This is a genomic window from Psychrobacter pygoscelis, assembly GCF_004335015.1.
Lineage (GTDB): Bacteria > Pseudomonadota > Gammaproteobacteria > Pseudomonadales > Moraxellaceae > Psychrobacter > Psychrobacter pygoscelis.
Genome location: NZ_RQRU01000002.1, coordinates 42,054 through 64,659 on the forward strand (window position 1 = coordinate 42,054; position 22,606 = coordinate 64,659).

36 protein-coding genes are annotated in these 22,606 nt (G+C 44.4%); 2 read left to right on the forward strand and 34 right to left on the reverse strand.

Translation table 11 applies throughout. The annotated features are described in order from the left end of the window. Positions 1–120 precede the first annotated feature (120 nt). The 4 genes from fabG to EGV92_RS04955 form a co-directional block, all read right to left on the reverse strand. The gene (fabG, locus tag EGV92_RS04940) at positions 121–849 is read right to left on the reverse strand and encodes a 3-oxoacyl-ACP reductase FabG (protein ID WP_131668149.1); all 729 of its coding nucleotides are present in this window, start codon (positions 847–849) and stop codon (positions 121–123) included. After that, complete coding sequence (gene fabD / locus EGV92_RS04945) at positions 846–1,808, reverse strand: ACP S-malonyltransferase (protein ID WP_131668150.1); 963 nt, start codon at positions 1,806–1,808, stop codon at positions 846–848. Before fabD ends, fabG begins: the two co-directional genes overlap by 4 nt. 634 nt (positions 1,809–2,442) lie before the next feature. Beyond that, entirely contained in the window at positions 2,443–2,625 is a 183-nt protein-coding gene (gene rpmF / locus EGV92_RS04950; RefSeq protein WP_131668151.1) for a 50S ribosomal protein L32, read from the reverse strand. A gap of 321 nt (positions 2,626–2,946) precedes the next feature. Beyond that, positions 2,947–3,537 carry a YceD family protein gene (locus tag EGV92_RS04955; RefSeq protein WP_131668152.1) on the reverse strand — a complete coding sequence of 197 codons (591 nt, stop codon included), beginning with the start codon at positions 3,535–3,537 and terminating at the stop codon, positions 2,947–2,949. A 346-nt stretch (positions 3,538–3,883) separates the two neighbouring features. Here EGV92_RS04955 and EGV92_RS04960 point away from each other — a divergent pair, with 346 nt between their 5' ends. Together EGV92_RS04960 and EGV92_RS04965 are read left to right on the forward strand one after the other, a co-directional pair. Beyond that, a complete protein-coding gene (locus tag EGV92_RS04960; protein ID WP_131668153.1) occupies positions 3,884–4,618 on the forward strand; it encodes an elongation factor P hydroxylase in 735 nt (244 codons plus the stop codon). Positions 4,619–4,823: 205 nt separating this feature from the next. Beyond that, the gene (locus EGV92_RS04965; protein WP_131668154.1) at positions 4,824–5,441 is read left to right on the forward strand and encodes an L-threonylcarbamoyladenylate synthase; all 618 of its coding nucleotides are present in this window, start codon (positions 4,824–4,826) and stop codon (positions 5,439–5,441) included. A 161-nt stretch (positions 5,442–5,602) separates the two neighbouring features. On the opposite strand, the gene rplQ is transcribed toward EGV92_RS04965, so the two are convergent. The 30 genes from rplQ to EGV92_RS05115 form a co-directional block, all read right to left on the reverse strand. Further along, positions 5,603–5,962 carry a 50S ribosomal protein L17 gene (gene rplQ / locus EGV92_RS04970; protein WP_131668155.1) on the reverse strand — a complete coding sequence of 120 codons (360 nt, stop codon included), beginning with the start codon at positions 5,960–5,962 and terminating at the stop codon, positions 5,603–5,605. A 19-nt stretch (positions 5,963–5,981) separates the two neighbouring features. Further along, on the reverse strand, positions 5,982–6,989 hold the full coding sequence (locus EGV92_RS04975; RefSeq protein ID WP_131668156.1) for a DNA-directed RNA polymerase subunit alpha: 1,008 nt from the start codon (positions 6,987–6,989) through the stop codon (positions 5,982–5,984). A 41-nt stretch (positions 6,990–7,030) separates the two neighbouring features. Continuing rightward, positions 7,031–7,672, reverse strand: a complete 642-nt coding sequence (gene rpsD / locus EGV92_RS04980; RefSeq protein ID WP_131668157.1) for a 30S ribosomal protein S4 — start codon at positions 7,670–7,672, stop codon at positions 7,031–7,033. Between the two features lie 74 nt (positions 7,673–7,746). Then, positions 7,747–8,136 (reverse strand): 30S ribosomal protein S11, encoded by a 390-nt coding sequence (rpsK, locus tag EGV92_RS04985; protein ID WP_131668158.1) that lies wholly within the window; start codon positions 8,134–8,136, stop codon positions 7,747–7,749. A 20-nt stretch (positions 8,137–8,156) separates the two neighbouring features. Further along, a complete protein-coding gene (gene rpsM, locus EGV92_RS04990; RefSeq protein ID WP_131668755.1) occupies positions 8,157–8,513 on the reverse strand; it encodes a 30S ribosomal protein S13 in 357 nt (118 codons plus the stop codon). 198 nt (positions 8,514–8,711) lie between these two features. Beyond that, the gene (gene rpmJ / locus EGV92_RS04995) at positions 8,712–8,828 is read right to left on the reverse strand and encodes a 50S ribosomal protein L36 (protein ID WP_007394227.1); all 117 of its coding nucleotides are present in this window, start codon (positions 8,826–8,828) and stop codon (positions 8,712–8,714) included. A gap of 43 nt (positions 8,829–8,871) precedes the next feature. After that, positions 8,872–10,200 (reverse strand): preprotein translocase subunit SecY, encoded by a 1,329-nt coding sequence (gene secY, locus EGV92_RS05000; protein WP_165525585.1) that lies wholly within the window; start codon positions 10,198–10,200, stop codon positions 8,872–8,874. Positions 10,201–10,219: 19 nt separating this feature from the next. Then, complete coding sequence (gene rplO / locus EGV92_RS05005) at positions 10,220–10,675, reverse strand: 50S ribosomal protein L15 (protein WP_131668160.1); 456 nt, start codon at positions 10,673–10,675, stop codon at positions 10,220–10,222. Next, entirely contained in the window at positions 10,675–10,854 is a 180-nt protein-coding gene (gene rpmD, locus EGV92_RS05010; RefSeq protein WP_131668161.1) for a 50S ribosomal protein L30, read from the reverse strand. The genes rplO and rpmD overlap by 1 nt, the downstream gene beginning before the upstream one ends. A 32-nt stretch (positions 10,855–10,886) precedes the next feature. Next, positions 10,887–11,384, reverse strand: coding sequence for a 30S ribosomal protein S5 (gene rpsE, locus EGV92_RS05015; protein WP_131668162.1), 498 nt, complete (start codon positions 11,382–11,384; stop codon positions 10,887–10,889). Between the two features lie 2 nt (positions 11,385–11,386). Then, positions 11,387–11,737, reverse strand: a complete 351-nt coding sequence (gene rplR, locus EGV92_RS05020) for a 50S ribosomal protein L18 (protein ID WP_131668163.1) — start codon at positions 11,735–11,737, stop codon at positions 11,387–11,389. A gap of 11 nt (positions 11,738–11,748) precedes the next feature. Next, positions 11,749–12,282: a 50S ribosomal protein L6 gene (gene rplF, locus EGV92_RS05025; RefSeq protein ID WP_131668164.1), complete on the reverse strand. Its 534-nt coding sequence runs from the start codon at positions 12,280–12,282 to the stop codon at positions 11,749–11,751. Between the two features lie 180 nt (positions 12,283–12,462). Further along, positions 12,463–12,861 carry a 30S ribosomal protein S8 gene (gene rpsH / locus EGV92_RS05030; protein WP_131668165.1) on the reverse strand — a complete coding sequence of 133 codons (399 nt, stop codon included), beginning with the start codon at positions 12,859–12,861 and terminating at the stop codon, positions 12,463–12,465. 11 nt (positions 12,862–12,872) lie between these two features. Continuing rightward, entirely contained in the window at positions 12,873–13,178 is a 306-nt protein-coding gene (rpsN, locus tag EGV92_RS05035) for a 30S ribosomal protein S14 (protein ID WP_131668166.1), read from the reverse strand. A gap of 12 nt (positions 13,179–13,190) precedes the next feature. Then, positions 13,191–13,727, reverse strand: a complete 537-nt coding sequence (gene rplE, locus EGV92_RS05040) for a 50S ribosomal protein L5 (RefSeq protein ID WP_131668167.1) — start codon at positions 13,725–13,727, stop codon at positions 13,191–13,193. A gap of 21 nt (positions 13,728–13,748) precedes the next feature. Further along, positions 13,749–14,066 (reverse strand): 50S ribosomal protein L24, encoded by a 318-nt coding sequence (gene rplX, locus EGV92_RS05045; protein WP_131668168.1) that lies wholly within the window; start codon positions 14,064–14,066, stop codon positions 13,749–13,751. 9 nt (positions 14,067–14,075) lie between these two features. After that, the gene (rplN, locus tag EGV92_RS05050; protein ID WP_131668169.1) at positions 14,076–14,444 is read right to left on the reverse strand and encodes a 50S ribosomal protein L14; all 369 of its coding nucleotides are present in this window, start codon (positions 14,442–14,444) and stop codon (positions 14,076–14,078) included. Positions 14,445–14,607: 163 nt separating this feature from the next. Further along, positions 14,608–14,883, reverse strand: coding sequence for a 30S ribosomal protein S17 (gene rpsQ, locus EGV92_RS05055; protein WP_131668170.1), 276 nt, complete (start codon positions 14,881–14,883; stop codon positions 14,608–14,610). After that, positions 14,880–15,077, reverse strand: coding sequence for a 50S ribosomal protein L29 (rpmC, locus tag EGV92_RS05060; protein WP_131668171.1), 198 nt, complete (start codon positions 15,075–15,077; stop codon positions 14,880–14,882). Before rpmC ends, rpsQ begins: the two co-directional genes overlap by 4 nt. After that, positions 15,077–15,490 carry a 50S ribosomal protein L16 gene (rplP, locus tag EGV92_RS05065; RefSeq protein WP_131668172.1) on the reverse strand — a complete coding sequence of 138 codons (414 nt, stop codon included), beginning with the start codon at positions 15,488–15,490 and terminating at the stop codon, positions 15,077–15,079. Before rplP ends, rpmC begins: the two co-directional genes overlap by 1 nt. Positions 15,491–15,493: 3 nt before the next feature. Further along, on the reverse strand, positions 15,494–16,216 hold the full coding sequence (gene rpsC / locus EGV92_RS05070; RefSeq protein ID WP_131668173.1) for a 30S ribosomal protein S3: 723 nt from the start codon (positions 16,214–16,216) through the stop codon (positions 15,494–15,496). Between the two features lie 3 nt (positions 16,217–16,219). Further along, complete coding sequence (gene rplV, locus EGV92_RS05075; RefSeq protein ID WP_131668174.1) at positions 16,220–16,549, reverse strand: 50S ribosomal protein L22; 330 nt, start codon at positions 16,547–16,549, stop codon at positions 16,220–16,222. Between the two features lie 9 nt (positions 16,550–16,558). Continuing rightward, entirely contained in the window at positions 16,559–16,834 is a 276-nt protein-coding gene (gene rpsS, locus EGV92_RS05080) for a 30S ribosomal protein S19 (protein WP_131668175.1), read from the reverse strand. 11 nt (positions 16,835–16,845) lie between these two features. Beyond that, positions 16,846–17,676: a 50S ribosomal protein L2 gene (rplB, locus tag EGV92_RS05085; RefSeq protein WP_131668176.1), complete on the reverse strand. Its 831-nt coding sequence runs from the start codon at positions 17,674–17,676 to the stop codon at positions 16,846–16,848. A gap of 11 nt (positions 17,677–17,687) precedes the next feature. Continuing rightward, positions 17,688–18,038: a 50S ribosomal protein L23 gene (gene rplW, locus EGV92_RS05090; RefSeq protein ID WP_131668177.1), complete on the reverse strand. Its 351-nt coding sequence runs from the start codon at positions 18,036–18,038 to the stop codon at positions 17,688–17,690. Beyond that, entirely contained in the window at positions 18,035–18,637 is a 603-nt protein-coding gene (gene rplD / locus EGV92_RS05095) for a 50S ribosomal protein L4 (RefSeq protein ID WP_131668178.1), read from the reverse strand. Before rplD ends, rplW begins: the two co-directional genes overlap by 4 nt. 14 nt (positions 18,638–18,651) lie before the next feature. After that, positions 18,652–19,290, reverse strand: coding sequence for a 50S ribosomal protein L3 (rplC, locus tag EGV92_RS05100; protein ID WP_131668179.1), 639 nt, complete (start codon positions 19,288–19,290; stop codon positions 18,652–18,654). 59 nt (positions 19,291–19,349) lie between these two features. Then, the gene (gene rpsJ / locus EGV92_RS05105; RefSeq protein ID WP_010196670.1) at positions 19,350–19,661 is read right to left on the reverse strand and encodes a 30S ribosomal protein S10; all 312 of its coding nucleotides are present in this window, start codon (positions 19,659–19,661) and stop codon (positions 19,350–19,352) included. Between the two features lie 536 nt (positions 19,662–20,197). Then, entirely contained in the window at positions 20,198–20,677 is a 480-nt protein-coding gene (locus EGV92_RS05110) for a DUF4825 domain-containing protein (RefSeq protein WP_131668180.1), read from the reverse strand. Between the two features lie 168 nt (positions 20,678–20,845). Further along, positions 20,846–22,582, reverse strand: coding sequence for an Rne/Rng family ribonuclease (locus EGV92_RS05115; protein WP_131668181.1), 1,737 nt, complete (start codon positions 22,580–22,582; stop codon positions 20,846–20,848). Between the last annotated feature and the right edge of the window lie 24 nt (positions 22,583–22,606).

The following is a 22,606-nucleotide window of genomic DNA, read 5'->3' on the forward strand; positions in this document are numbered from 1 at the left end:
TTCGTGTAGATAATAGTTATGGAAATTAAAATGCCGTATCTTTAACGCATTTTACTATAATTAAATTATAGCATTAAATTGAATAGTTTACACTTGTACACGCAAATATTATATACGAAGTTACATATACATACCACCATTGACCGCGATTACAGCGCCAGTAATATAGCTGGCTTCATCGCTGGCCAAGAAAGACACCGCTGCTGCAATATCTTCCGGCTGGCCCAGTCGACCGATAGGCACCGCATCTAGCATAGAGTTTAATAGACGCTCGTCTAGCTCATCTGTCATATCTGTCTCGATAAGACCAGGAGCGACGCAGTTAATCGTGACTTGCCGTGAGCCAATTTCGCGCGCCAAAGTTCGACTAAATCCTTCAACTCCGGCTTTACTAGCCGCATAGTTCGATTGACCTGCATTGCCCATTTGCGCCACGACTGAGGTGATATTAATGATACGACCCCGCCGTGCCTTCATCATACCGCGTACAGCACGCTTACTCATGCGGTAAATAGAGCTAAGGTTGGTATCTAGCACACTGTCCCAGTCCTCATCTTTCATGCGCATTAACAGACCATCTTGAGTCATGCCAGCATTGTTAACTAACACCTGCACGGCGCCGTAAACGCTCTCAATCTCTTCAAATAGCTTGTCGATCTGCTCTTGATCACGGACATCAAGCACTCGGCCGATACCACCCGAATCATGAAGGTACTCATCAATAGCTTCAGCACCCTTATCCGTCGTGGCAGTCCCAATGACAAAATGCCCTTGCTTAGCAAAGCGCTTAGCGATGGCTTTACCAATACCGCGGCTCGCCCCAGTAACTAGTGTAATTGTTCGACTCATGACAGCTCCTTAAGTAGTTTTTCTAAGCGCGTTGGCTTGTCCACTGGATAACTTGGAATAGGCTGAGCCTGACGCTTAGCCAGATTACTCAGCACATTACCATTACCACATTCAATCAGACTGGTAATCTGCTTGCTTGCCAATGCCTGCATCGTCTGCGACCACAATACCGGCTCGCATAACTGCTCCGTTAGCGCCTGCTTGATGTCATTGATACTATGCTCAACGCGTGCATGACGGTTTTGGATAACTGGAATATTGGGGAGCGAAAAGCTGATTTTAGCAAGAGTTTGAGCCAAGGCATCACTCGCAGGCTGCATTAGCGAACAATGAGATGGCACGCTCACTTTTAGAGCAATGGCTTTTTTGCCGGTACTCTGAACACTATCAATGACCTTGTCGACGCCCAGCTGATTTCCCGATACCACGACTTGGCCAGGACTATTAAAATTAGCCGCGTTGACCACTGCTCCATCTACTAGCTCACAAGCTTGCTCACATAAAGTAACCACGCATTGATCCTCTAAGCCTAAAACTGCGGCCATAGCAGTCGGTATACCTTCTACCGCTTCCTGCATTAGCTGACCACGCTGATAGACCAAAGGCACAGCATCTGCAAATGGTATAACCCCAGCGGCACATAGCGCGCTATACTCGCCCAATGAATGTCCTGCTAGATAGCAGGGCGGCTTGGCAAGCTTGGTCTCTAAAATACGCCAGATTGCTATACTAGCAGTCAGTAATGCAGGCTGCGTAAATTGGGTCATACTCAGACGCTGCTCATCCTGACAAACCGCCCATAGATCGACATCAATTGTCGCACTGGCTTCTGAAAAGGTTTGTTCAATTTGCTGATACTGCTGCGCAAGCTCTTGTAACATGCCTAGCGCTTGTGAGCCTTGACCAGGGAAAATAACTGCGGTTCTAGGGTGCATTGTCATTTCTGCTGCCGACGCCATAAGCTGTCTCTCTTATTGCCTAGTTGGTATATTTAATTCCATATTAAATAGTCACTGATTAAACGCTCGATGAGCTAATCAGCAGTTAAATTTAGAAGAGGGGGTTGATAAATTTATATCCCTATATGCTAATCAGCAGTCTTGATCATGACTGTCAGCATTCTATATCCATTTATGGCTAACGTGACTAGTTAATAGTAAGTCTGTATGCCTGTCTTCTATTATTATACGAATCCGTTAAGATAGCTATCGACAGCATAACAAAAAAGCCAAGCTCTAGAGCATCGTAACAAACGACATCTCAGCAACTTGGCTTCAAGGGGAACTATGGGGCGTATTAGGCGTCAAAAAGGCCGTAAAAATGACCAACATACTTAACTCGCTTAAGAAGATGTAACAACATCAGATAAAGCATCGTAATGAAGAAGTAGAATTAGCAAGACTAACTCTAGCTGATAACCAATTAAACTACTTTTTGAGCCTATAAAGATACCAATCTTGAATTAATATCTTAAGTCCATAGCTCCGAATAATAAACAACTTTAAATAACGATCAGTGTCTAATAAACACAAGATCTAGATAATAAACGCTCACTATTAAGCAATAATAAGTGTTAACTCCAAATCTAAGTGATTAGTCGTCTTGACTAACTTTGAACAGTTGACGACCACGATAAAAACCATCTTTAGTCAGGTGATGACGACGATGCTTTTCACCAGTAGTACTATCAATGCTTAGCTCTGCTACGTCCATGTGATGATGTGAACGACGCATGTCACGACGTGAACGGCTTTTACGACTTTTTTGAACAGCCATGAGATAGCTCCTGTACGATAAGTGATACGTCATTAGCCCAGACAATAAAAACCTTAGCCTGACCTAAATTCGATGGCTAGACACCTGCCTACCCACGGACGCATTACTGAAAAATAAAAATAAATAGGCGGTATAACCTACTTAATAAAGCGACAACGCGCTTTCCGGAATGCAATAAACCCGCCATTATACGCATATTTGTCAAATTAATAAAGACCAATCTGCACGCATATCTTGAAAAGATACCAGTATTTTGTATAAAGCTTAAGCCCAATTACAATGGGACTCGTAAGCGTTTAACAAAGCAGCTTAGGTAAGAGGTTAAGACAGTTTACCCTTTAAAGCTGCTAAAGCAGCAAATGGACTTTCTTCTTCCACTTCCTCTATCTCTCCTACTTGATCTATGATCATCTCACAGTCATCGTGCTTAGGCGATAATGGTGCTTTAAGGAGAATCTCATCTTCTATTAATCGAGCCAAAGGCAAAAAGCTCTCTGGACCATCATTCTGCGCCACTTCTTCTAGTAATAGATACTCATCGTCATCATCGAGCATTTTAGCTTGGACTTCATCCTCCAATAAATCAATGTGATGCGCGCCGCTTAGATCGACAGCGACCGGTTGCAGACAGCGTTGGCAAGTGAACCAAACCTCGCCATCTAAAGCAAAGTCCAGCCCTAACACATTACTGGTTTTAGACAAGGTCGTCTCGACCCCGATGACTGATTGCTCATGCTCTGGTGTCAACAAACTCTCTAGCCGTGTAAAGTCACTCGGCAGCACCTGACCTGACCAAGTAAACCCAGCATCCGCCCATTTATCAAGCGATACTCTAGCTGGCAGCTGTGATGTGGTTGCAGCCTTAGCATCTACTGTGCGCGATGGTGAGGACTGAATATTTTGAGTTGACATGATTTGCCCCTTTTCTACTTACTAGTAATTGAAAAACTTTTATCTTGCGATACTATAGTGCTTTAACAAAACAGCGCCTTGTAAAACAGTACCTAAAAAACAATGCCTTAAATAAACCAAACGTATGGCAATGTAACCGGTCGAAATAAACCATAGTAAACTAAGCCGAGTCAGCCCATAGAGCGAGCAACTGATATTCGTGCTTTTTATATAGATTAAATTATGGCCTAACTATACCGAAGTATAGGCTCGCGCTCTAGCTGTACCGTGTTACTATTACCAACATCTTATTGGAGCGCACTGGCTCTTAATCTTAACCGTCTTAACCACATTACTATTGCACTGCATGACTTATACTACGTCTTATTCTACCTCTGCATCTTTTGCAAGCTTACTTACCCTTGACATTCGGCAGCAACTATATGCCACGCTTAAATCTTATGGTGATAAGGGTGACAACGACTTGTCCATCGCTTCAATACCTCCAAGTCGACTGCAGCGTTTTGCAGACCAATGGCAGCAAATTAAGTCGCGACAACTTCGAGCTACTCCAAATATCATGACCGCCAATAATGACCCTGACTTCGACTACCAGATTACTAATTGGTTTATCGACTTATTTAACAGTGTTTTTTCACCATTGAATGTACGGTTAGTGCGCGGTGACGATGAACCTGAATACTTCCCAGCGAGTGAAAATTCAGCAGCACAGATTGTATTTGCCCATGGCTACTTAGCTAGCGCTTTGCACGAAGTAAGCCACTGGTGCATCGCTGGTAAACGCCGCCGCCAGCTACTTGACTATGGCTATTGGTATGCTGCTGATGGGCGCTCCGAGGCGCAGCAAAAAGCATTTGAGCAAGTAGAAATCAAGCCGCAGGCTCTTGAGTGCTTATTTAGCCTAGCTTGTCATCAGCCTTTTCGAGTATCGCAAGACAATCTATTTGCCACCTTTGATACTAGCAACAGTACCTTTGAGCACGATGTCTATACCCAAGTGCAGCACTATATTGCAGACCCTCAACAAATACCAAGGGATGCAAAATATCTACTTGCCATCTTACTTAAGATTTGCAAATAGCCACCAGAAATATTGAGCAGTCAGTAATAGATAACTTTATAATAAACTTAGAATCACCTCCGTACATAACACCGCGAGCAGTCATGGTATGTTGCTTTGACTTCTAGAAGTAACAAGCTTAGTCTCAGCCACTACCGTCAAGACATAAGCCTAAATTTATAAAAACCTTGATTCAAAATATATTTCTAATAAGTAAGGAGGCATCATGCAAGTATTTTATATCCATCCGGAAAACCCACAGCCTAGGCTAATTGAGCAAGCGGTACAAATGCTAGCCAATGATAAGCTACTCATCTACCCCACTGATACCAGCTATGCCTTTGGCTGCCGCTTAGGGGCCAAAGACGCTCTTGCCCAACTTAAGCTTATCCGTCAGCTCGATGACAAACACCAGTTTACTTTGTTATGCCGCGATCTAAGTGAAATTGCCACTTATGCTACTGTCGATAATACGCAGTTCAAACAATTGAAAGCCTATACTCCAGCACCAATTACCTTCATTTTACCCGCAACCAAGGATGTGCCTAAGCGCTTGGCCCATCCTAAGAAAAAAACCATTGGTATCCGTGTGCCGAGTAACCCTATCGCTCAAGCACTACTAGCGAAAATGGATGAGCCTATATTAACCAGCTCATTAATATTACCTGATGAAGAGCTAGTAATGGACGATCCATTCGAGATCGAAGAGCGTCTCGGTAGCTTGGTCGATGGCCTGATCAATGCCGGCATCAAAACGACTAAGCTGACGACCATCGTGGATATGACCAGCAGCCGCGCTGAAATTATTCGTCAGGGTGCTGCGGACGTTAGCGAATTGGTATAAATTTAAAACAAGCAACAATACACTATATTTGTCCCTTTAAGAAAGGGAAGAAGAAAGCTCCCTCTTTCAAAGAGAGACTTAGGGAAGCATTTAACACAACCAATAAAAAATCCCCAATATTAGATTGGGGATTTTTTGATTGTATAAATTAAGCGGTAAAATTAGTCACGATCAACTAATTCTACATAAGCCATTGGCGCATTATCACCATCGCGGTTACCGCACTTGATGATTCGAAGGTAGCCACCTGGACGGTCTTGATAGCGCGGAGCTAACGTTCCGAATAGTTTACCTACCATTTCTTTATTACGCATACGGCTGAACGCTAGGCGGCGATTAGCCACTGAGTCTTCTTTAGCCAAAGTAATTAAAGGCTCAGCAACGCGGCGTAGCTCTTTAGCTTTTGGCAATGTAGTTTTGATCAGTTCATGCTCAAATAATGAATTGGTCATGTTCTGAAACATTGCTTTGCGATGACTGCCGGTACGACCCAGCTTGACTCCACTCTTACGATGTCGCATGGTCAAATATCCTTAAAGTTTAACGGCTACGATAAGAGAAACGATCATCAACACGTAAGTCAGCTGGTGGCCAGTTATCAAGGCGCATTCCCAGCTCTAAATCTTTAGACGCAAGAACGTCTTTGATTTCCGTTAATGATTTCTTACCAAGATTTGGGGTTTTTAGCAGTTCAGTCTCTGAACGCTGTACCAAATCACCGATATAGTAAATGTTTTCAGCTTTTAAACAGTTGGCTGAGCGAACCGTTAGTTCAAGGTCATCCACTGGGCGTAGTAGCACAGGGTCAACCTCTTCTTTTTCTTTTACAGGCTCAGGCGCTTCTTCGGCTTCTAAATCAACAAAGATAGAAATCTGTTGTTGTAGGATAGTAGCCGCTTTACGAATTGCTTCTTCTGGATCGATAGTACCGTTGGTTTCAAGCTCGACAATCAATCTGTCAAGATCAGTACGTTGCTCAACACGCGCATTTTCAACTTGATAGGCAACACGAAGTACTGGGCTAAAACTGGCATCCAGCTTTAGACGGCCAATAGCTTTGGTATCACCATCTTCACGACGTTGATTAGCAGGCTCATAGCCACGACCCATCACCACACGCAGACGCATTTTTAGATGACCACGATCACTTAATGTACCCAAAACCAACTCAGGGTTGATAATATCTACATTGTGAGGTAGTTCGATGTCTGCGGCAGTAATAGTACCTGGACCTTGTTTATCCAAGGTCAAAAACACTTCATTTTGGTCATGTAGAGTAATGGCCAATCCCTTCAAGTTAAGAAGTAGATCAAGCACATCCTCTTGTAGGCCTTCTAAAGTTGAGTATTCATGATCCACGCCATCAATCTCAGCTTCAATAACTGCCGCACCAGGTAATGAAGATAATAAGATACGGCGAAGGGCATTCCCTAAGGTATGACCAAAGCCGCGTTCTAACGGTTCGAGCGTGACTTTCGCAATTGTTTCATTTACCGTATCCACGTTAATGGCATTCGGCGTTAGAAACTCAGTTGCATTTAGCATCATGATGTCACCTCGATATAGTTAACTAATAATATTAGCAGCAATTATTTAGAATACAGCTCAACGATTAAGCTTTCGTTAATTTCAGCAGGAAGATCAATACGATCTGGTGCTTGCTTAAACGAGCCTTCAAGTTTGCTGTGATCAACGTCTAGCCATTCAGGAATACCACGCTGAGTAGCAAGCTCGATAGCATTCTTAATACGCAGCTGCTCTTTGGCTTTTTCGTGGATAGCGATGACATCACCATCTTGTAGTTGAATAGAAGGAATATTCACACGAACGAACTCATCACGGCCAGCTTTTTTGACCATAACAGCGCGGTGACTGACCAACTGACGTGCTTCTGCACGAGTTGAGCCAAATCCCATTCGATAAACAACATTATCCAAACGACGCTCTAGCATCACTAGCAGGTTCTCACCTGTAGCGCCGCGCATACGTGCTGCTTCTTTATAATAGTTGGCGAATTGACGCTCTAGCACGCCATACATACGCTTAACTTTTTGTTTTTCACGAAGCTGAAGCGCGTATTCAGAGGTCTTATTACGGCTAACGCCATGCTGACCTGGTGGACGAGCTGCTTTCTTCGTTTTTACATCGTACGGTTTCACGCCAGACTTAAGACCTAGGTCTGTGCCTTCACGACGTGATAGCTTTAATTTTGGTCCAATATAACGGGCCATGTAACTGTCTCCTTCAGCTTTCTATACATCGATAGTATAAAAATATAAATCGTATAAAAGCTTCGTCTTTAATATTAGACGCGGCGCTTTTTGGGCGCACGGCAACCATTGTGTGGAATTGGGGTAACATCAGAGATGCTGTTAATTTTATAACCCAATGCACCTAGTGCTCTTACCGCAGACTCACGACCCGGTCCTGGTCCTTTGACCAAAACGTCGACATTCTTAACACCATATTCTTGAGCTGCTTTACCAGCAACTTCAGCTGCTACCTGAGCGGCGAATGGTGTAGATTTTCGTGAACCACGGAAGCCTTGTCCACCAGCGGTGGCCCAAGCCAATGCATTACCTTGACGATCGGTAATAGTTACAATGGTGTTATTAAAAGACGCATGGATATGGGCAACGCCCTCCGATACTGAACGACGAGTCACCTTTTTGCGACTACGAGTGTCTTTTGCCATCTTTTAGCTTCCTAAGTTAATTATCTTTTGAGAGGGCGTGTCGGACCCTTACGAGTACGAGCGTTGTTCTTGGTGTTCTGACCTCTTACCGGTAGGTTACGACGATGGCGAATACCACGGTAACTACCAAGATCAACCAAACGCTTAATATTCATTGAAACTTCACGACGAAGATCGCCTTCTGTCGTATAGTTTGCAACTTGTGCACGGATAGCATCCAGTTGTGAATCATCTAACTGACTGATTTTGGTAGTAGGAGCAATACCCACTGCTTCTAAGATTTGCTTAGCAGTTGTACGGCCGATACCAAAAATGTAAGTTAGTGAAATCACAGCATGCTTATTATCCGGAATGTTGACACCGGCAATACGAGCCATTGATTTCTCTCCATTGATGAAAAATAAAATGACAGATAAGTCCATTACAGACCCCTGACATTAATTATCTTTCAGATTTGTTGCTGTTAATACACTGTAAGCGACTAATCGCTATACTAAAATGTACAAACCACGGCAAGTGGCGGATGATATCGCATCCGCCATTAAATATCAAGTGCTAAATCGTAGCGTTAACGATTAGCCTTGACGTTGCTTGTGACGAGGCTCAGCTTTACAGATAACATGAACCTTGCCTTTACGGCGAACTACTTTGCAGCTGCCACAAATTTTCTTAACTGATGCTTGAACTTTCATAGCATACTCCTTAAAAAGTCACGCGCTATTAACCTAAGGTTAACTATCGCGCAGGTGACTGAATTAACGTCTGGTCATGATATTGATGGGTCATAAGATGCGCTTGCATCTGAGAAATAAAATCCATCACGACGACGACCATAATAAGTAATGACGTACCGCCTAAGTGGAAAGGCACCCCAAAAGACGATTGAATAATCATTGGCATTAGACAGATCACTGTCATATAAATAGCACCAATAAAGGTCAACCGATTCAGTACATGATCTAAATAGCGCTGGGTTTGTTGACCTGGACGAATGCCCGGGATGTACGCCCCACTACGTTTTAAATTCTCTGCTACCTCACGTGGACTAAAGACCAATGCGGTATAAAAATAACAGAAAAATATAATCATTGCCCCAAACAATACCAGATAAAGTGGTTGGCCTGGTGACAATACAAGCGCTATATTTTGTAGTATTTTTTGGATAAAAGTAGGATCACTTGAGTGCCCTACCCACTGGCCCAAACTCGCGGGGAATAACAGCAAAGAGCTGGCAAAAATCGCTGGGATAACCCCTGCCATATTAATCTTGAGTGGCAAATGCGATTGTTGCTGAGCATAGATCTTACGACCTTGTTGCTGCTTTTGTGCATAGTTAACCGGTACTCGGCGCTGCGCCCGTTCGATATAGACGATACCAGCGGTAACCGCTATCCCTAATACTACAAAGATAAATAGCACAATCAGGTTCATCTGACCCTGATTGACTTGTTCAATAGATTGCGAAATCATACCTGGCATACCGGCGACGATACTGGCAAAAATTAACATTGAAATGCCATTACCCACACCGCGCTCAGTAATCTGCTCACCGAGCCACATTAAGAACATCGCCCCAGCAACTAAAGAAGTCACTGCGGGAATGTAGAATGTAAGTCCCGTTGATAACGTCAAATTCTGACTAATCAGCCCCGCGCACATGCCAAAAGACTGTACTAGGGCTAATGCCAAAGTTCCTTGACGGGTGTACTTATTGAGCTTACGGCGTCCAGCTTCACCCTCTTTTTTGAGAGCCTCAAGAGACGGCAGTACTGCCGACATCATTTGTACAATAATGGACGCTGAGATATATGGCATAATGCCTAACGCCATTATCGACATACGCTCAAGTGCCCCGCCAGAGAACATATTAAACATGCTTAAAATCGTATTCTCATTTCGAGAAAATAGATCAGCAAGATTAACGGGATTAATACCAGGTACTGGGATATGAGAGCCTAGGCGATAAACAACCAATGCACCGATTAAAAACAGCAGTCGACTCCAAAGCTCATCATACTTGCGGATAAAAGCAATGGGATTGAGTGGAATTCCCGCTTGGGTCATTGATTGTTTAGCCACAGTCTTACTCCTCGCCCGTTAGCTCCTCGACGCTACCACCGGCAGCTTCGATCGCTTCTTTAGCGCCTTTAGTTACTTTTACGCCTTTAAAGGTAAAAGCTTTAGTAACGTTACCAGACAAGATAATACGAGCACGCTTCATATCATTACGGATAATGTTAGCTGCTTTTAGTGTCTCAACACTGACCACGTCGCCGTCAATTTTGTTCAATTCAGACAGACGAACTTCTGCAGTAGTCATTGCCATTTGACTGGTAAAACCAAACTTAGGCACACGACGGTACAAAGGCATTTGACCACCTTCAAATCCGCTACGAATGCTAGAGCCTGAACGCGACTTCTGACCTTTTACACCACGACCACCAGTTTTACCAAGGCCTGAACCGATACCACGTCCACGACGCTGAGCAGTTTTCTTAGAACCTGGTGCTGGTGCTAATTCGTTTAATTTAAGACCCATTACGCTTCCTCCACTTTGACCATGTAGTTGATGCGATTAACCATACCACGGGTCGAAGGGGTGTCTTCAACTTCTACAGTATGTCTGATTCGGCGTAGTCCCAGACCTTTCAAGCACGCTTTGTGGCTCTTAAGGCGATGGGCACCTGATTTAATCTGAGTAACTTTCATAGTTTTCATCAATACTCACCTGCTTAACTGTTTAAAAAAGGCTAGCCCAAAATTTCGTCTACAGATTTACCACGTTTTGCTGCCATCTTTTCAGGAGTAGACATATCACGTAAACCGTTAAACGTTGCGCGAACAACGTTAGCAGTATTGGTAGAACCATAACATTTAGTCAATACGTCTTTAACGCCAGCAACTTCTAATACAGCACGCATTGCGCCACCAGCGATAACGCCAGTACCTTCAGAAGCAGGCTGCATGTAAACTTTACTAGCGCCATGACGGGCTTTGATTGGGTGAAACAAAGTCGCATCATTAAGCTCAACCGTAATCATATTACGCTTGGCAGCTTCTAGAGCTTTTTGAATCGCCGCAGGCACTTCACGTGCTTTACCACGACCAAAACCAACGCGACCATTACCATCACCCACGACAGTAAGTGCAGTGAAAGAGAAGATTCGACCACCTTTAACAACTTTTGCAACACGGTCAACAGAAACCAAGCGTTCTACTAAACCGTCTGATTGTTCAATTTTAGCCATGATTAAAACTCCAATCCATTTTCGCGAGCAGCATCTGCTAAGGCTTTTACTCGACCATGATATTTAAAACCGCTACGATCAAAGGCAACTTTAGTAATACCAGCTGCTTTAGCACGTTCAGCGATTAATGCACCTACTGAAGTAGCTGCTTCAATATTACCAGTGGCACCTGAGCGCAATGAGTCATCTAATGTAGATGCTTGAGCGATCACTTCACCACCTGTTGGAGAGATAATCTGAGCATACATGTGCTTAGGGGTGCGGTTAACCGTCAAGCGATGAACGCCCAAATGACGGATATGGGCACGGGTTTTCTTAGCTCGACGCAGACGAGCTGCTTTTTTATCAAACATGTCATCTCACCTTATTTTTTCTTAGCTTCTTTACGAACCACATGTTCGTCGCTATAGCGAATACCTTTGCCTTTATAAGGCTCTGGTGGACGGAAACTACGGATCTTAGCCGCTGCCTGGCCTAGCTTTTGCTTGTCGCTAGACTTCAAGATAATTTCAGTTTGGCTTGGCGTTTCAGCAGTCACACCTTCAGGTAGGATGTATTCAACAGGATGTGAATAACCCACATTTAAGTTCACTTTGTTACCTGCTACTTGAGCACGGTAACCGACGCCGATGAGCTGTAGACGTCTCTCGAAGCCTTCAGACACACCGTGGACCATGTTGTTCAATAAAGAACGAACAGTACCAGTGTGCATCATAGCTTCTTTAGAATCTACGGCAGGTGAGAGAAGCAATGTATCATCTTCCTGATTCAGCTCGACCAAATCATGCAGGCGTAAAGACAAAGTACCATTCTTGCCTTTAACTTCGACCTGCCGATCGTTCAAAGTAACGCTAGTACCCTTAGGGAGCGCTACTGGGGCTTTAGCCACACGAGACATAGGAGTATTCCTTAAAAAATTAACAACTATAAATTTGCGAAAAAACTAACAAGCGAAAAGCCTGCTAGTTTAGCATAATTGACCGGATTTATCAGAATTTTACTAATGGTGAATCCGGAAAACAGACTTCTATTCTAACAACATCTAATTGATGATGTTGTTAGAATTAAATTATGCAGCTTACGCTACAAACGCAATGATTTCGCCGCCGATGCCAGCTGCGCGTGCTGCACGATCACTCATAATACCTTGGCTGGTTGAGACAATAGCCACACCCATACCTTGTTTTACCGTTGGGATCGCATCTTTACCGCGGTACTGACGAAGACCTGGGCGGCTATAGCGTTGAATGCTTTCAATAACCGGCTTGCCTTGATAGTACTTAAGCTCGATTGATAATGTTGCCTTGTTATTATCTTCTTCTGTTACAGAAGCAGAAGTCACAAAACCTTCGCTTACTAATAAGTCAGCGATTGACTTACGTAAGTTAGAGCTTGGCATATCAACTGAGACTTTATTTGCCATTTGGGCGTTACGGATGCGCGTTAGCATATCCGCCACTGTATCTTGCATACTCATGTAGTTACTCCTTACCAGCTAGCTTTACGAACACCAGGCACATCGCCTTGCATGACACGTTCACGTAGCATATTACGTGATAAGCCAAACTTGCGGAAATAGCCATGAGGACGACCAGTGATTGCACAGCGATTGCGTAGACGAACTGGTGATGAGTTACGTGGTAGAGCTTGTAGCTCTAACATCGCATCCATACGCTCTTCGTCACTTGCACTCATGTCACTGATGATGCTTTTTAGCTTCGCACGCTTTTCAGCATACTTAGCAACCATTTTCTCGCGCTTTAATTCGCGATTAATCATGCTCTTTTTTGCCATAACGTCTTTACCTTATTTAAATGGGAAGCCGAATGCTTTAAGTAACGCACGACCTTGCTCATCAGTTTTTGCTGTGGTGGTGATGGTGACATCAAGACCGCGAATACGATCAATCTTGTCAAAATCTACTTCAGGGAATACGATCTGTTCTTTGATCCCTAATGAGTAGTTACCACGGCCATCAAATGCTTTAGGTGAAAAACCACGGAAATCACGGATACGTGGAATCGCAATGGCAATGAGACGATCTAAAAATTCGTACATCTGCTCACCGCGTAGCGTTACTTTACAGCCAATTGGCCATTCTTCACGAATCTTAAATGCAGCAACAGATTTGCGAGCTTTAGTTACGACAGGCTTCTGACCGGCAATTGCAGTCATGTCAGCTACTGCGCCTTCAAGCAATTTCTTGTCTTGAGATGCGCCGCCAACGCCCATGTTTAATGTAATTTTAGTGATTTTAGGCACTTCCATTACGTTTTCTAAACCAAGCTCTTGCTGAATTTGCTGCTTAAGTTTGTCGTTGTATTGAGATTTTAATCTTGCCATTACCATTACACCCTTAGTGTCTTACGCAGTCGCCACTACTTCACCATTTGAGCGGTAAACACGGTTTTTAGTGCCGTCTTCGCCGATCTGGTAAGCAATACGATCTGCTTTTTGGGTTTGCGCATTATAAATTGCGACGTTAGAAATATGCAGAAAAGCTTCTTGCTTAACGATGCCGCCTTCAGTACCAGCAGCCTGATTTGGCTTTTGGTGCTTAGTGACAATGTTAATACCTTCAACTTTAATGCGATCACCTTTTACGGCTTGAACGGTACCTTGCTTGCCTTTGTCTTTACCAGCAATAACAATGACCGAGTCGCCTTTACGTAATTTTGCCATGGGTTACCTCTACAGTACTTCTGGTGCGAGTGATACAATTTTCATAAACTGATCACCACGTAGTTCACGAGTTACCGGTCCAAAAATACGAGTTGCAATCGGCGCTTTGTTTTGGTTCAGCAAAACAGCTGCATTGTCATCAAAACGAAGAACTGAACCGTCAGGACGGCGCACGCCTTTTTTGGTACGGACGACTACTGCATTCATCACGTCGCCTTTTTTGACACGGCCGCGAGGAATGGCTTCTTTTACGGTTACTTTAATGATATCGCCAACTGATGCATAACGACGATGCGACCCGCCCAGTACTTTAATGCACTGAACACGTCTTGCACCGCTGTTGTCTGCAACTTCCAGCATACTTTCTGTCTGAATCATTGCGTTACTCCAAACGTGTGAGCAAAAAAGCCATCCACTGCTGCTCCATCAGTTCATAGTCATAAAACTACTTTTATAACTATGAACAATCAAGTATCAGACCGGCGACCTTAGTATAAAAAGGCGGCTATTCTAACAGCTTCTGACTTTTAATGCAATTTACTTAAATTTTTACGGCAGTCTCTAAGACATCTACTAAAGTCCAAGCTTTAGTTTTTGAGATTGGCCGAGTTTCTTTGATTCGGACAAGATCGCCTTGCTGGCAAACGTTGTCTTCATCATGGGCTTTGATCTTAGTAGAGCGGCGCAATTGTTTGCCGTACAAAGGGTGACGAACTTTACGCTCAACCAATACGGTGATGGACTTGTCCATCTTATCGCTGACAACTCTACCTGTCACCATGCCAACATCTTGGCTTGTTTGATTGTTTTCGCTCATGCGTCGCCTCGTTGTTTCTCGTTAATCAAAGTCTTGATCTGAGCAATCGTACGACGATTGCTTTTGACTTCATGGGTGCCACCCAACTGACCAGTTGCTTTCGCCATACGAATGCGAAAAGCGTCTAGCTGCTTCTCGTCTAGTAAGCCGGTCAGTTCTTCGACTGATTTGTCTCGTAATTCACTGATCTTCATTACATTATCGTCCGCTTAACAATGGTAGTTTTGAAGGGTAGCTTGGCTGACGCTAGCGTTAGTGCTTCACGAGCAAGCTCTTCTGAAACCCCTTCGATTTCGTATAGCATTTTACCTGGCTTGATTTCACAAACCCAGTATTCAACAGGACCTTTACCTTTACCCATACGTACTTCAAGAGGTTTTTCGGTAATAGGCTTGTCTGGGAACACACGAATCCAGATTTTACCACCACGCTTAATGCGGCGAGTAATGGTTCGACGTGCAGCTTCGATTTGACGAGCAGTCATACGACCACGGCCAAGAGATTTTAGACCAATTTGGCCAAACGCAACGGTGCTACCACGATGTGCTAAACCCGTGTTACGCCCCTTATGCATTTTGCGAAACTTGGTACGTTTTGGTTGTAACATAGTTTAACCTCTGTCTGAGTTTCGACGGTTTCCACGACCACGGCGTTTTGGCGCACGAGGCTTCTCTTCGTTGACGGGGTTATAAACACTGTTCATACCGTCAAGGACTTCCCCACGGAAGATCCAAACTTTTACACCGATTGTACCGTAAGTAGTCTCGGCACGGACTGACGCATAATCAATATCAGCACGTAGCGTATGTAAAGGTACACGGCCTTCACGATACCATTCAGTTCGAGCAATCTCAGCACCGCCAAGACGGCCAGAAAGCTCAACTTTGATACCTTGAGCACCAGAACGCATGCTGTTCTGAACCGCGCGCTTCATAGCACGGCGGAACATTACACGGCGCTCTAACTGGCTGGCGATACCATCAGCGACCAGACGTGCATCAAGGTCAGGAGAAGTAATCTCTTCGATATTGACCTGAGCAGGAACGCCCATCATTTTGGTCAGCTCTTTTTGAAGCTTCTCAATGTCTTCGCCTTTTTTACCGATAACGATACCTGGACGGGCAGTCGCAATAGTAATTTTGGCAGCGCCAGTAGGACGTTCAATGGTAATACCACTGACCATCGCATTATCTAAACGCTTACGTAAGTATTCACGAACCTGAATATCATTGATTAGGTATTGAGAATACTGTTTTGGATCGGCATACCAGTTGGCATTATGCTTTTTGATAACGCCTAAACGAATTCCGATTGGATGTACTTTTTGACCCATGACTTATTCTCCTACCTTGATAGTGATGTGACAGGTACGCTTGCTGATGCGATCAGCACGACCTTTTGCACGTGGTAGGATACGCTTTAGCGTAATGCCTTCATCGACATAGATAGTAGATACTTTAAGAGCATCAATATCTAGACCATGATTGTTTTCGGCATTGGCGATAGCAGAGTTAAGGCATTTCTTAACAAACACTGCGCCTTTTTTATTGCTAAACGTCAAGATATCCAAAGCACGCTCGATTGATTTGCCACGAACTTCATCGGCAACAAGTCTAACTTTTTGTGCCGAAATGGCGGCACCGCGTAGTTTTGCAGTTACTTCCATAATGAGCACCTATTTCTTAGCTTTTTTGTCAATGCCGTGACCGCGATAAGTACGAGTCGGGGCAAATTCACCTAGTTTGTGACCAACCATTTGTTCATTAACAATGACTGGTACGTGAGTACGGCCATTATGAACTGAGATAGTTAGGCCAACCATTTGTGGCAAAATCATCGAACGACGCGACCACGTTTTGATCGGTTTGCGTGAGTTGGACTCTAAAGCTTTTTCAACTTTGGCAAACAAATGCGCATCGATGAATGGACCTTTTTTCAATGAACGAGGCATGAAATTTTCCTTTATTTCTTCTTGGCGCGACGGCGACGGATGATCATATTGTCAGTACGCTTATTATGACGCGTTTTAAGTCCTTTAGACTTCTGACCCCACGGGCTAGTTGGATGTTTACCCATATTACGACCTTCACCACCACCATGCGGGTGATCGATTGGGTTCATCGCTGTACCACGGACCGTAGGACGGATACCGCGCCAGCGTGAAGCGCCCGCTTTACCAAGTGATTTTAGGTTGTTTTCAGTATTCGATACTTCACCGATAACAGCACGGCAGCCTACATGAACGCGGCGAGTCTCGCCAGAACGCAAACGTAGAATAGCGTAAGTACCATCACGACCAAGTAACTGAACAGCAGCACCTGCTGATCGAGCCATCTGAGCGCCTTTACCAATCTTAAGCTCGATGTTATGAACCACAGTACCCACTGGGATGTTCTTAAGGGGTAAGCAGTTGCCTGGACGAATTGGTGAAGTCTCACCAGACATAACCGTGTCACCAACGCTTAATTTCTTAGGTGCGATGATATAACGACGCTCACCGTCAGAGTACTTAAGTAGAGCAATGTGTGCAGTACGGTTAGGATCGTATTCGATACGTTCAACAGTCGCAGGAATACCATCTTTAGTACGCTTAAAATCGATGATACGATAATGCTGCTTATGACCACCGCCGATGTGGCGAGTAGTGATACGACCATTATTATTACGACCACCTGACTTGCTTCTTGATTCTACAAGCGGCGCATAAGGACGACCTTTATAAAGGTGTGGGTGCACCACTTTTTCAACAAAACGGCGGCCAGGGGATGTTGGCTTTGCTTTTACGATAGGCATGAGTGTTATCCTTATTCGTTGTTCGCTGTTTCACTAGCAGGAGCAGTAGTATCAGCTACTTCCTCACCAGCATCAGCCATTTGTACATCTTGACCAGCTTTTAAGGTAACGTAGGCTTTTTTGTAGTCATTACGACGGCCTATGCTCTTACCAAAACGCTTTGTCTTACCTTTAACATTCAATGTGTTTACGCGAGTAACTTCAACACCTTCGAACATCAACTCAACTGCTTTTTTGATTTCACGCTTAGTTGCATTGGTATCAACTTTAAATACTTGCACACCAAGTGAGTCGCCGAGCATTTGAGATTTTTCTGAGAAGACAGGCCCTTTTAAGACCTGATATAGTCTTGCGTTATTCATGCTAGTGCTTCCTCAAATTGTTTCGCAGCTTCGACAGACATGATCACTTTATCATAAGCAATCAAGCTCACTGGATCCACTTCGTCAGTGCCAAGAACATTAACATGTGGAATATTGCGAGCAGCTAAGTACAAGTTCTCGTCAACACTGTTAGTGATGATAAGTGCTTTAGGCGCATCTAGCTCTTTAAGCTTAGCGATAAGCTCTTTGGTCTTTGGTGCAGAAACAACCATTTCTTCAACCAATACCAAACGCTCTTGACGAACAAGCTCAGCCAAAATGCACTGCATAGCACCGCGATACATCTTACGGTTAACTTTTTGTGACCAATCTTGTGGTTTAGCAGCGAATGCACGACCACCACCACGCCAGATTGGGCCACGGATAGAACCAGCACGAGCTCGGCCTGTCCCTTTTTGGCGCCATGGCTTCTTACCACCGCCCGACACTTCTGCACGGGTCTTTTGCGCACGGGTACCTTGGCGAGCGCCGGCCAAATAAGCCGTAACTACCTGGTGCACTAGTGCTTCGTTGAATTCACGACCAAAGGCCGTGTCAGAAAGCTCAACCGCCGCACCTGTAACTGTTTTTAAATTCACGTTAATCCCCTTGCTTAGGCTTTGATTGACGGACGTACGATGACATCACCACCAGTAGCGCCTGGGACAGCACCTTTGATGACGAGCAGACCCTTTTCAGCGTCTACAGAAACCACTTCTAAACCTTGGACAGTAACCTGTTTGTTACCCATTTGACCTGGCATTTTTTTGCCTTTGAAAACACGGCCTGGGGTTTGGTTCTGACCGGTAGAACCCAGCGCACGATGCGATACTGAGTTACCATGAGTGGCGTCTTGCATACTAAAATTATGACGCTTTACACCGCCTTGAAAACCTTTACCTTTACTCTGTCCAGTGACATCTACTAGCTGACCTTCTTCAAATAAATCAGCCTTGATCTCACCGCCAATCTCACGACCTTCAAGATCGCTTGATTCGGCACGAAACTCCCAAACACCACGACCAGCTTTTACGCCAGCTTTAGCGAAGTGACCCTTTTGGGCAGCCGTAACACGGCTATCACGACGCTCACCTGTGGTGATTTGAATGGCTTCATAGCCATCTGTATCAGTAGTTTTTACTTGAGTAATGCGGTTTGCATCGACCTCAACTACTGTGACAGGGATTGAGACACCTGCCTCAGTGAAGACACGGGTCATGCCGCATTTTTTACCGACTAAACCGATCGCCATTTTTAACCTCTTCTATATTCAATTAATGGGTTGGGTTACTACTATCAATTAGTAGTGCATTAACCCAAAGCAATTTGAACGTCAACACCCGCTGCCAAATCTAACTTCATCAGCGCGTCCACAGTTTTATCGGTAGGCTGAACAATATCAACCATACGCTTGTGGGTACGGATTTCGTATTGGTCACGAGCATCTTTATTGACGTGTGGCGAGGTTAGAACGTTGAATCGCTCAATGCGAGTCGGCAACGGTACAGGACCACAAACTTGCGCACCAGTGCGCTTTGCGGTATCGACAATCTCTTGTGCCGACTGATCAATTAATCGATGATCAAATGATTTTAGTCGGATACGGATTCTCTGGTTAGCCATGCCAGCAAGCTCCTAATATGTGCCTTTGTCATCCCTGTCATTCAGAGAGTAATCAAAAGCCGTTTGGTTAAAGATTTACTTCAAGCGGCCCATATTCTTCATCAGAAGTAGCAGCGTGCTAAAAGCAAAATAATTTTAAGCCCAGCCGACCATTTCCTTTTGTTTAGGAAGGCAGCTAAGGCATATGTTGTTCAGTGCTAGAATCGATGCTCTAGCTGTCATGGCGCACAGCCGTTATGGGGTGGCGCTCATACAATTTAGTGGTATGTATTATACATAGATTTGAGAAGATTGCAAGGATGCATTCAGGAGAAAGTCTAGTCACTCTTACCTGTCCTAAAGTCATAGGCAGGTTGATGCAAGCCTGCTCTGCTATCTAATTATGACTCATGTTATTGCGAAATAACTAATCGGGATGCCTGTCTCAAAGCCTTCCTGATTAGTAAGCAGATATTAACAAGCAATCTAATGGATCTTAATATGATTTACAGAGTGCCTTGTTTAGAGGCTAATCTTATATATAAGAAAAATGATAATTACTGTAAAAGCTCGTTTATTTTATTTTCATCGCTTAAATGGGCGTCAATAAAAGCATTAAGCTCCTTTTCACTTTTAAAGCGACTTAGATCCTCATCATCGCCATACCAATGTTGTAGCTCAGCTTTAGTCACTTCAACTTGTTGATCCCCGAAATTATATCGAATCCAGTCAGCGTTACGAATTAAAGTAAAGAGATAAGTTGCCGTATAGACCACAATTTGCTGACGCTCTTGTAGGGACTCTGAGCCATCGTAATTTAATATAACACCATAAGCCTCCTCTACTGTCGCCAGCTCAAAACTTTTAGAATAACTTACTACCGGTAGCCGGCCTAGGATATTCCCTACGGCACTATTATCTCCGACATACGCGCCTTTATATTCAAACAAGTCTCGGTCAACACTTTTACTATTACACCCACTCACGATTAATAGAGCTGCCAGAAGGACAGACGAGAGCTTCAGTATTGGTTTCATGAGCCACCTTGATACAAGTTGATACTACTAGCTAGGTTTTAGCGACTATTATCCTATGAGCAGGATACGATATCCCATCGCGACGCAAGCAGTTTATTCTATAAGGTAAGCTACTAATAGCATAACTTCGTTAGGTTATATTACTATTGCGTGACGTCAGCTCGCAGTCTAGTCAAGCACAATATCGTACTGCTCTTGGGTATACAGATTCTCGACCTCGAAGGTTATAACTCGACCTAACAAATACTCAAGGTCTGCCACTGTATCGGCCTCTGAAGACAGCAGTAAATCAATGACGGCAGCGTGAGCCACCACAGTAAACTTTTTGGGAGAGTTGTAGGTTCGGGCGCAGCGCATGATCTCACGGAATATCTCAAAGCACACCGTCTCAGCCGTCTTCACAAAGCCCCTGCCCTGACAGGTTGAGCACGGCTCACAAAGCTGCTGCTCTAGCGACTCACGGGTGCGCTTGCGCGTCATTTCAACGAGACCAAGCTCGCTGACTTGAGTGATGTTGGTCTTAGCATAGTCCTGGGCTAATTGCTCTTGCAGACTTGCGAGCACGTCATCTTTGTGCTCTTGCTCAAGCATATCGATAAAATCAAGAATGATGATACCGCCAAGATTACGCAGTCTTAGCTGACGTGCAATAGCATGCGTCGCCTCAAGATTGGTCTTATAAACCGTATCTTCTAAAGAGCGGCCACCGACAAATGAGCCAGTATTGACATCGATGGTGGTCATGGCTTCTGTCTGATCGATGATTAAATAACCGCCAGACTTTAGATCGACACGGCGCTTTAAGGCATCGCGCAGGTCGTCCTCGACACGGTGCACATCAAAGAGCGCAGGCTCAGCCGTATAATGGACAATGCGTGGGTAGATAAAAGGGACGAACTCTTTGGCGAATTGGCGCACTTGGTTAAAGAGGACTTCATCGTCGACGATGACTTTTTCTGTATCAGCATGCACCAAATCTCGAATGGAGCGTAGTGGTAAGGATAGCTCTTGATAAAGAAGGATTGAGCTTTGCGAATGACTGGCCTCTAAGCGCCGTGCTTGAATGGTACGCCAAAGCTGCAATAAATAATAGATATCTTCTTCTAACTTAGGTACAGATACCCGCTCAGCTGCCGTCCGTGCAATCAGTCCACCTTTTAGGCTTACCGTCTGCATCAAGCTGGTCAGCTCCATTTTTAAGCGCGAGCGCTCTTCTTCATTGTCAATCCGCTGCGAGATACCAATATGCTCACTTGAGGGCAGATAGACCAGATAGCGTGATGGTAGCGTAATATTGGTAGTTAAGCGTGCACCTTTTGTGCCCAGCTGATCCTTGGTAACTTGCACTAAGATACGCTGGCCCTCATGCAAGCGATGCTGGATGAGGTCTTGCTTAGCAGGTTGGTTAGAATACTGGCGCGGCATGATCGGCTTGGGGCTCACAACCGGCGGCGTCATCCGTAAGCTGCTAGGTTGCGTTGGCACATTGGTAGAAGACTTGGTGTCTATACACGCCTGCGTCTGCTCATCACTTGGGTGAACAGATGGTGTATTATCACCGTTAGCACTGTCTTTTAAAGGCTTGTTAACGTTATCATTGTCATGACCATCGATATCACTGCTATCGTTAGTACTATCCTTAGTCTTATCATCATTATTAGCCACGCTCGTCTTAACGGGCCGCTGCATATCATTAACATGCAAAAATGCGGTTCGAGACTGGCCAATATCGACAAATGCTGCTTGCATCCCTGGCAGCACACGGACCACAGTACCTAAATAAATATTGCCCACCAATCCGAGTTTATGGTGGCGCTCAATATATATCTCACTGAGGACCCCGTTATCTAAGACTGCCACCCGGGACTCCATGGGACTAATATTAATCAGCAGTTCTTCAGACATAGCCACTCTTCTATCTATATAACT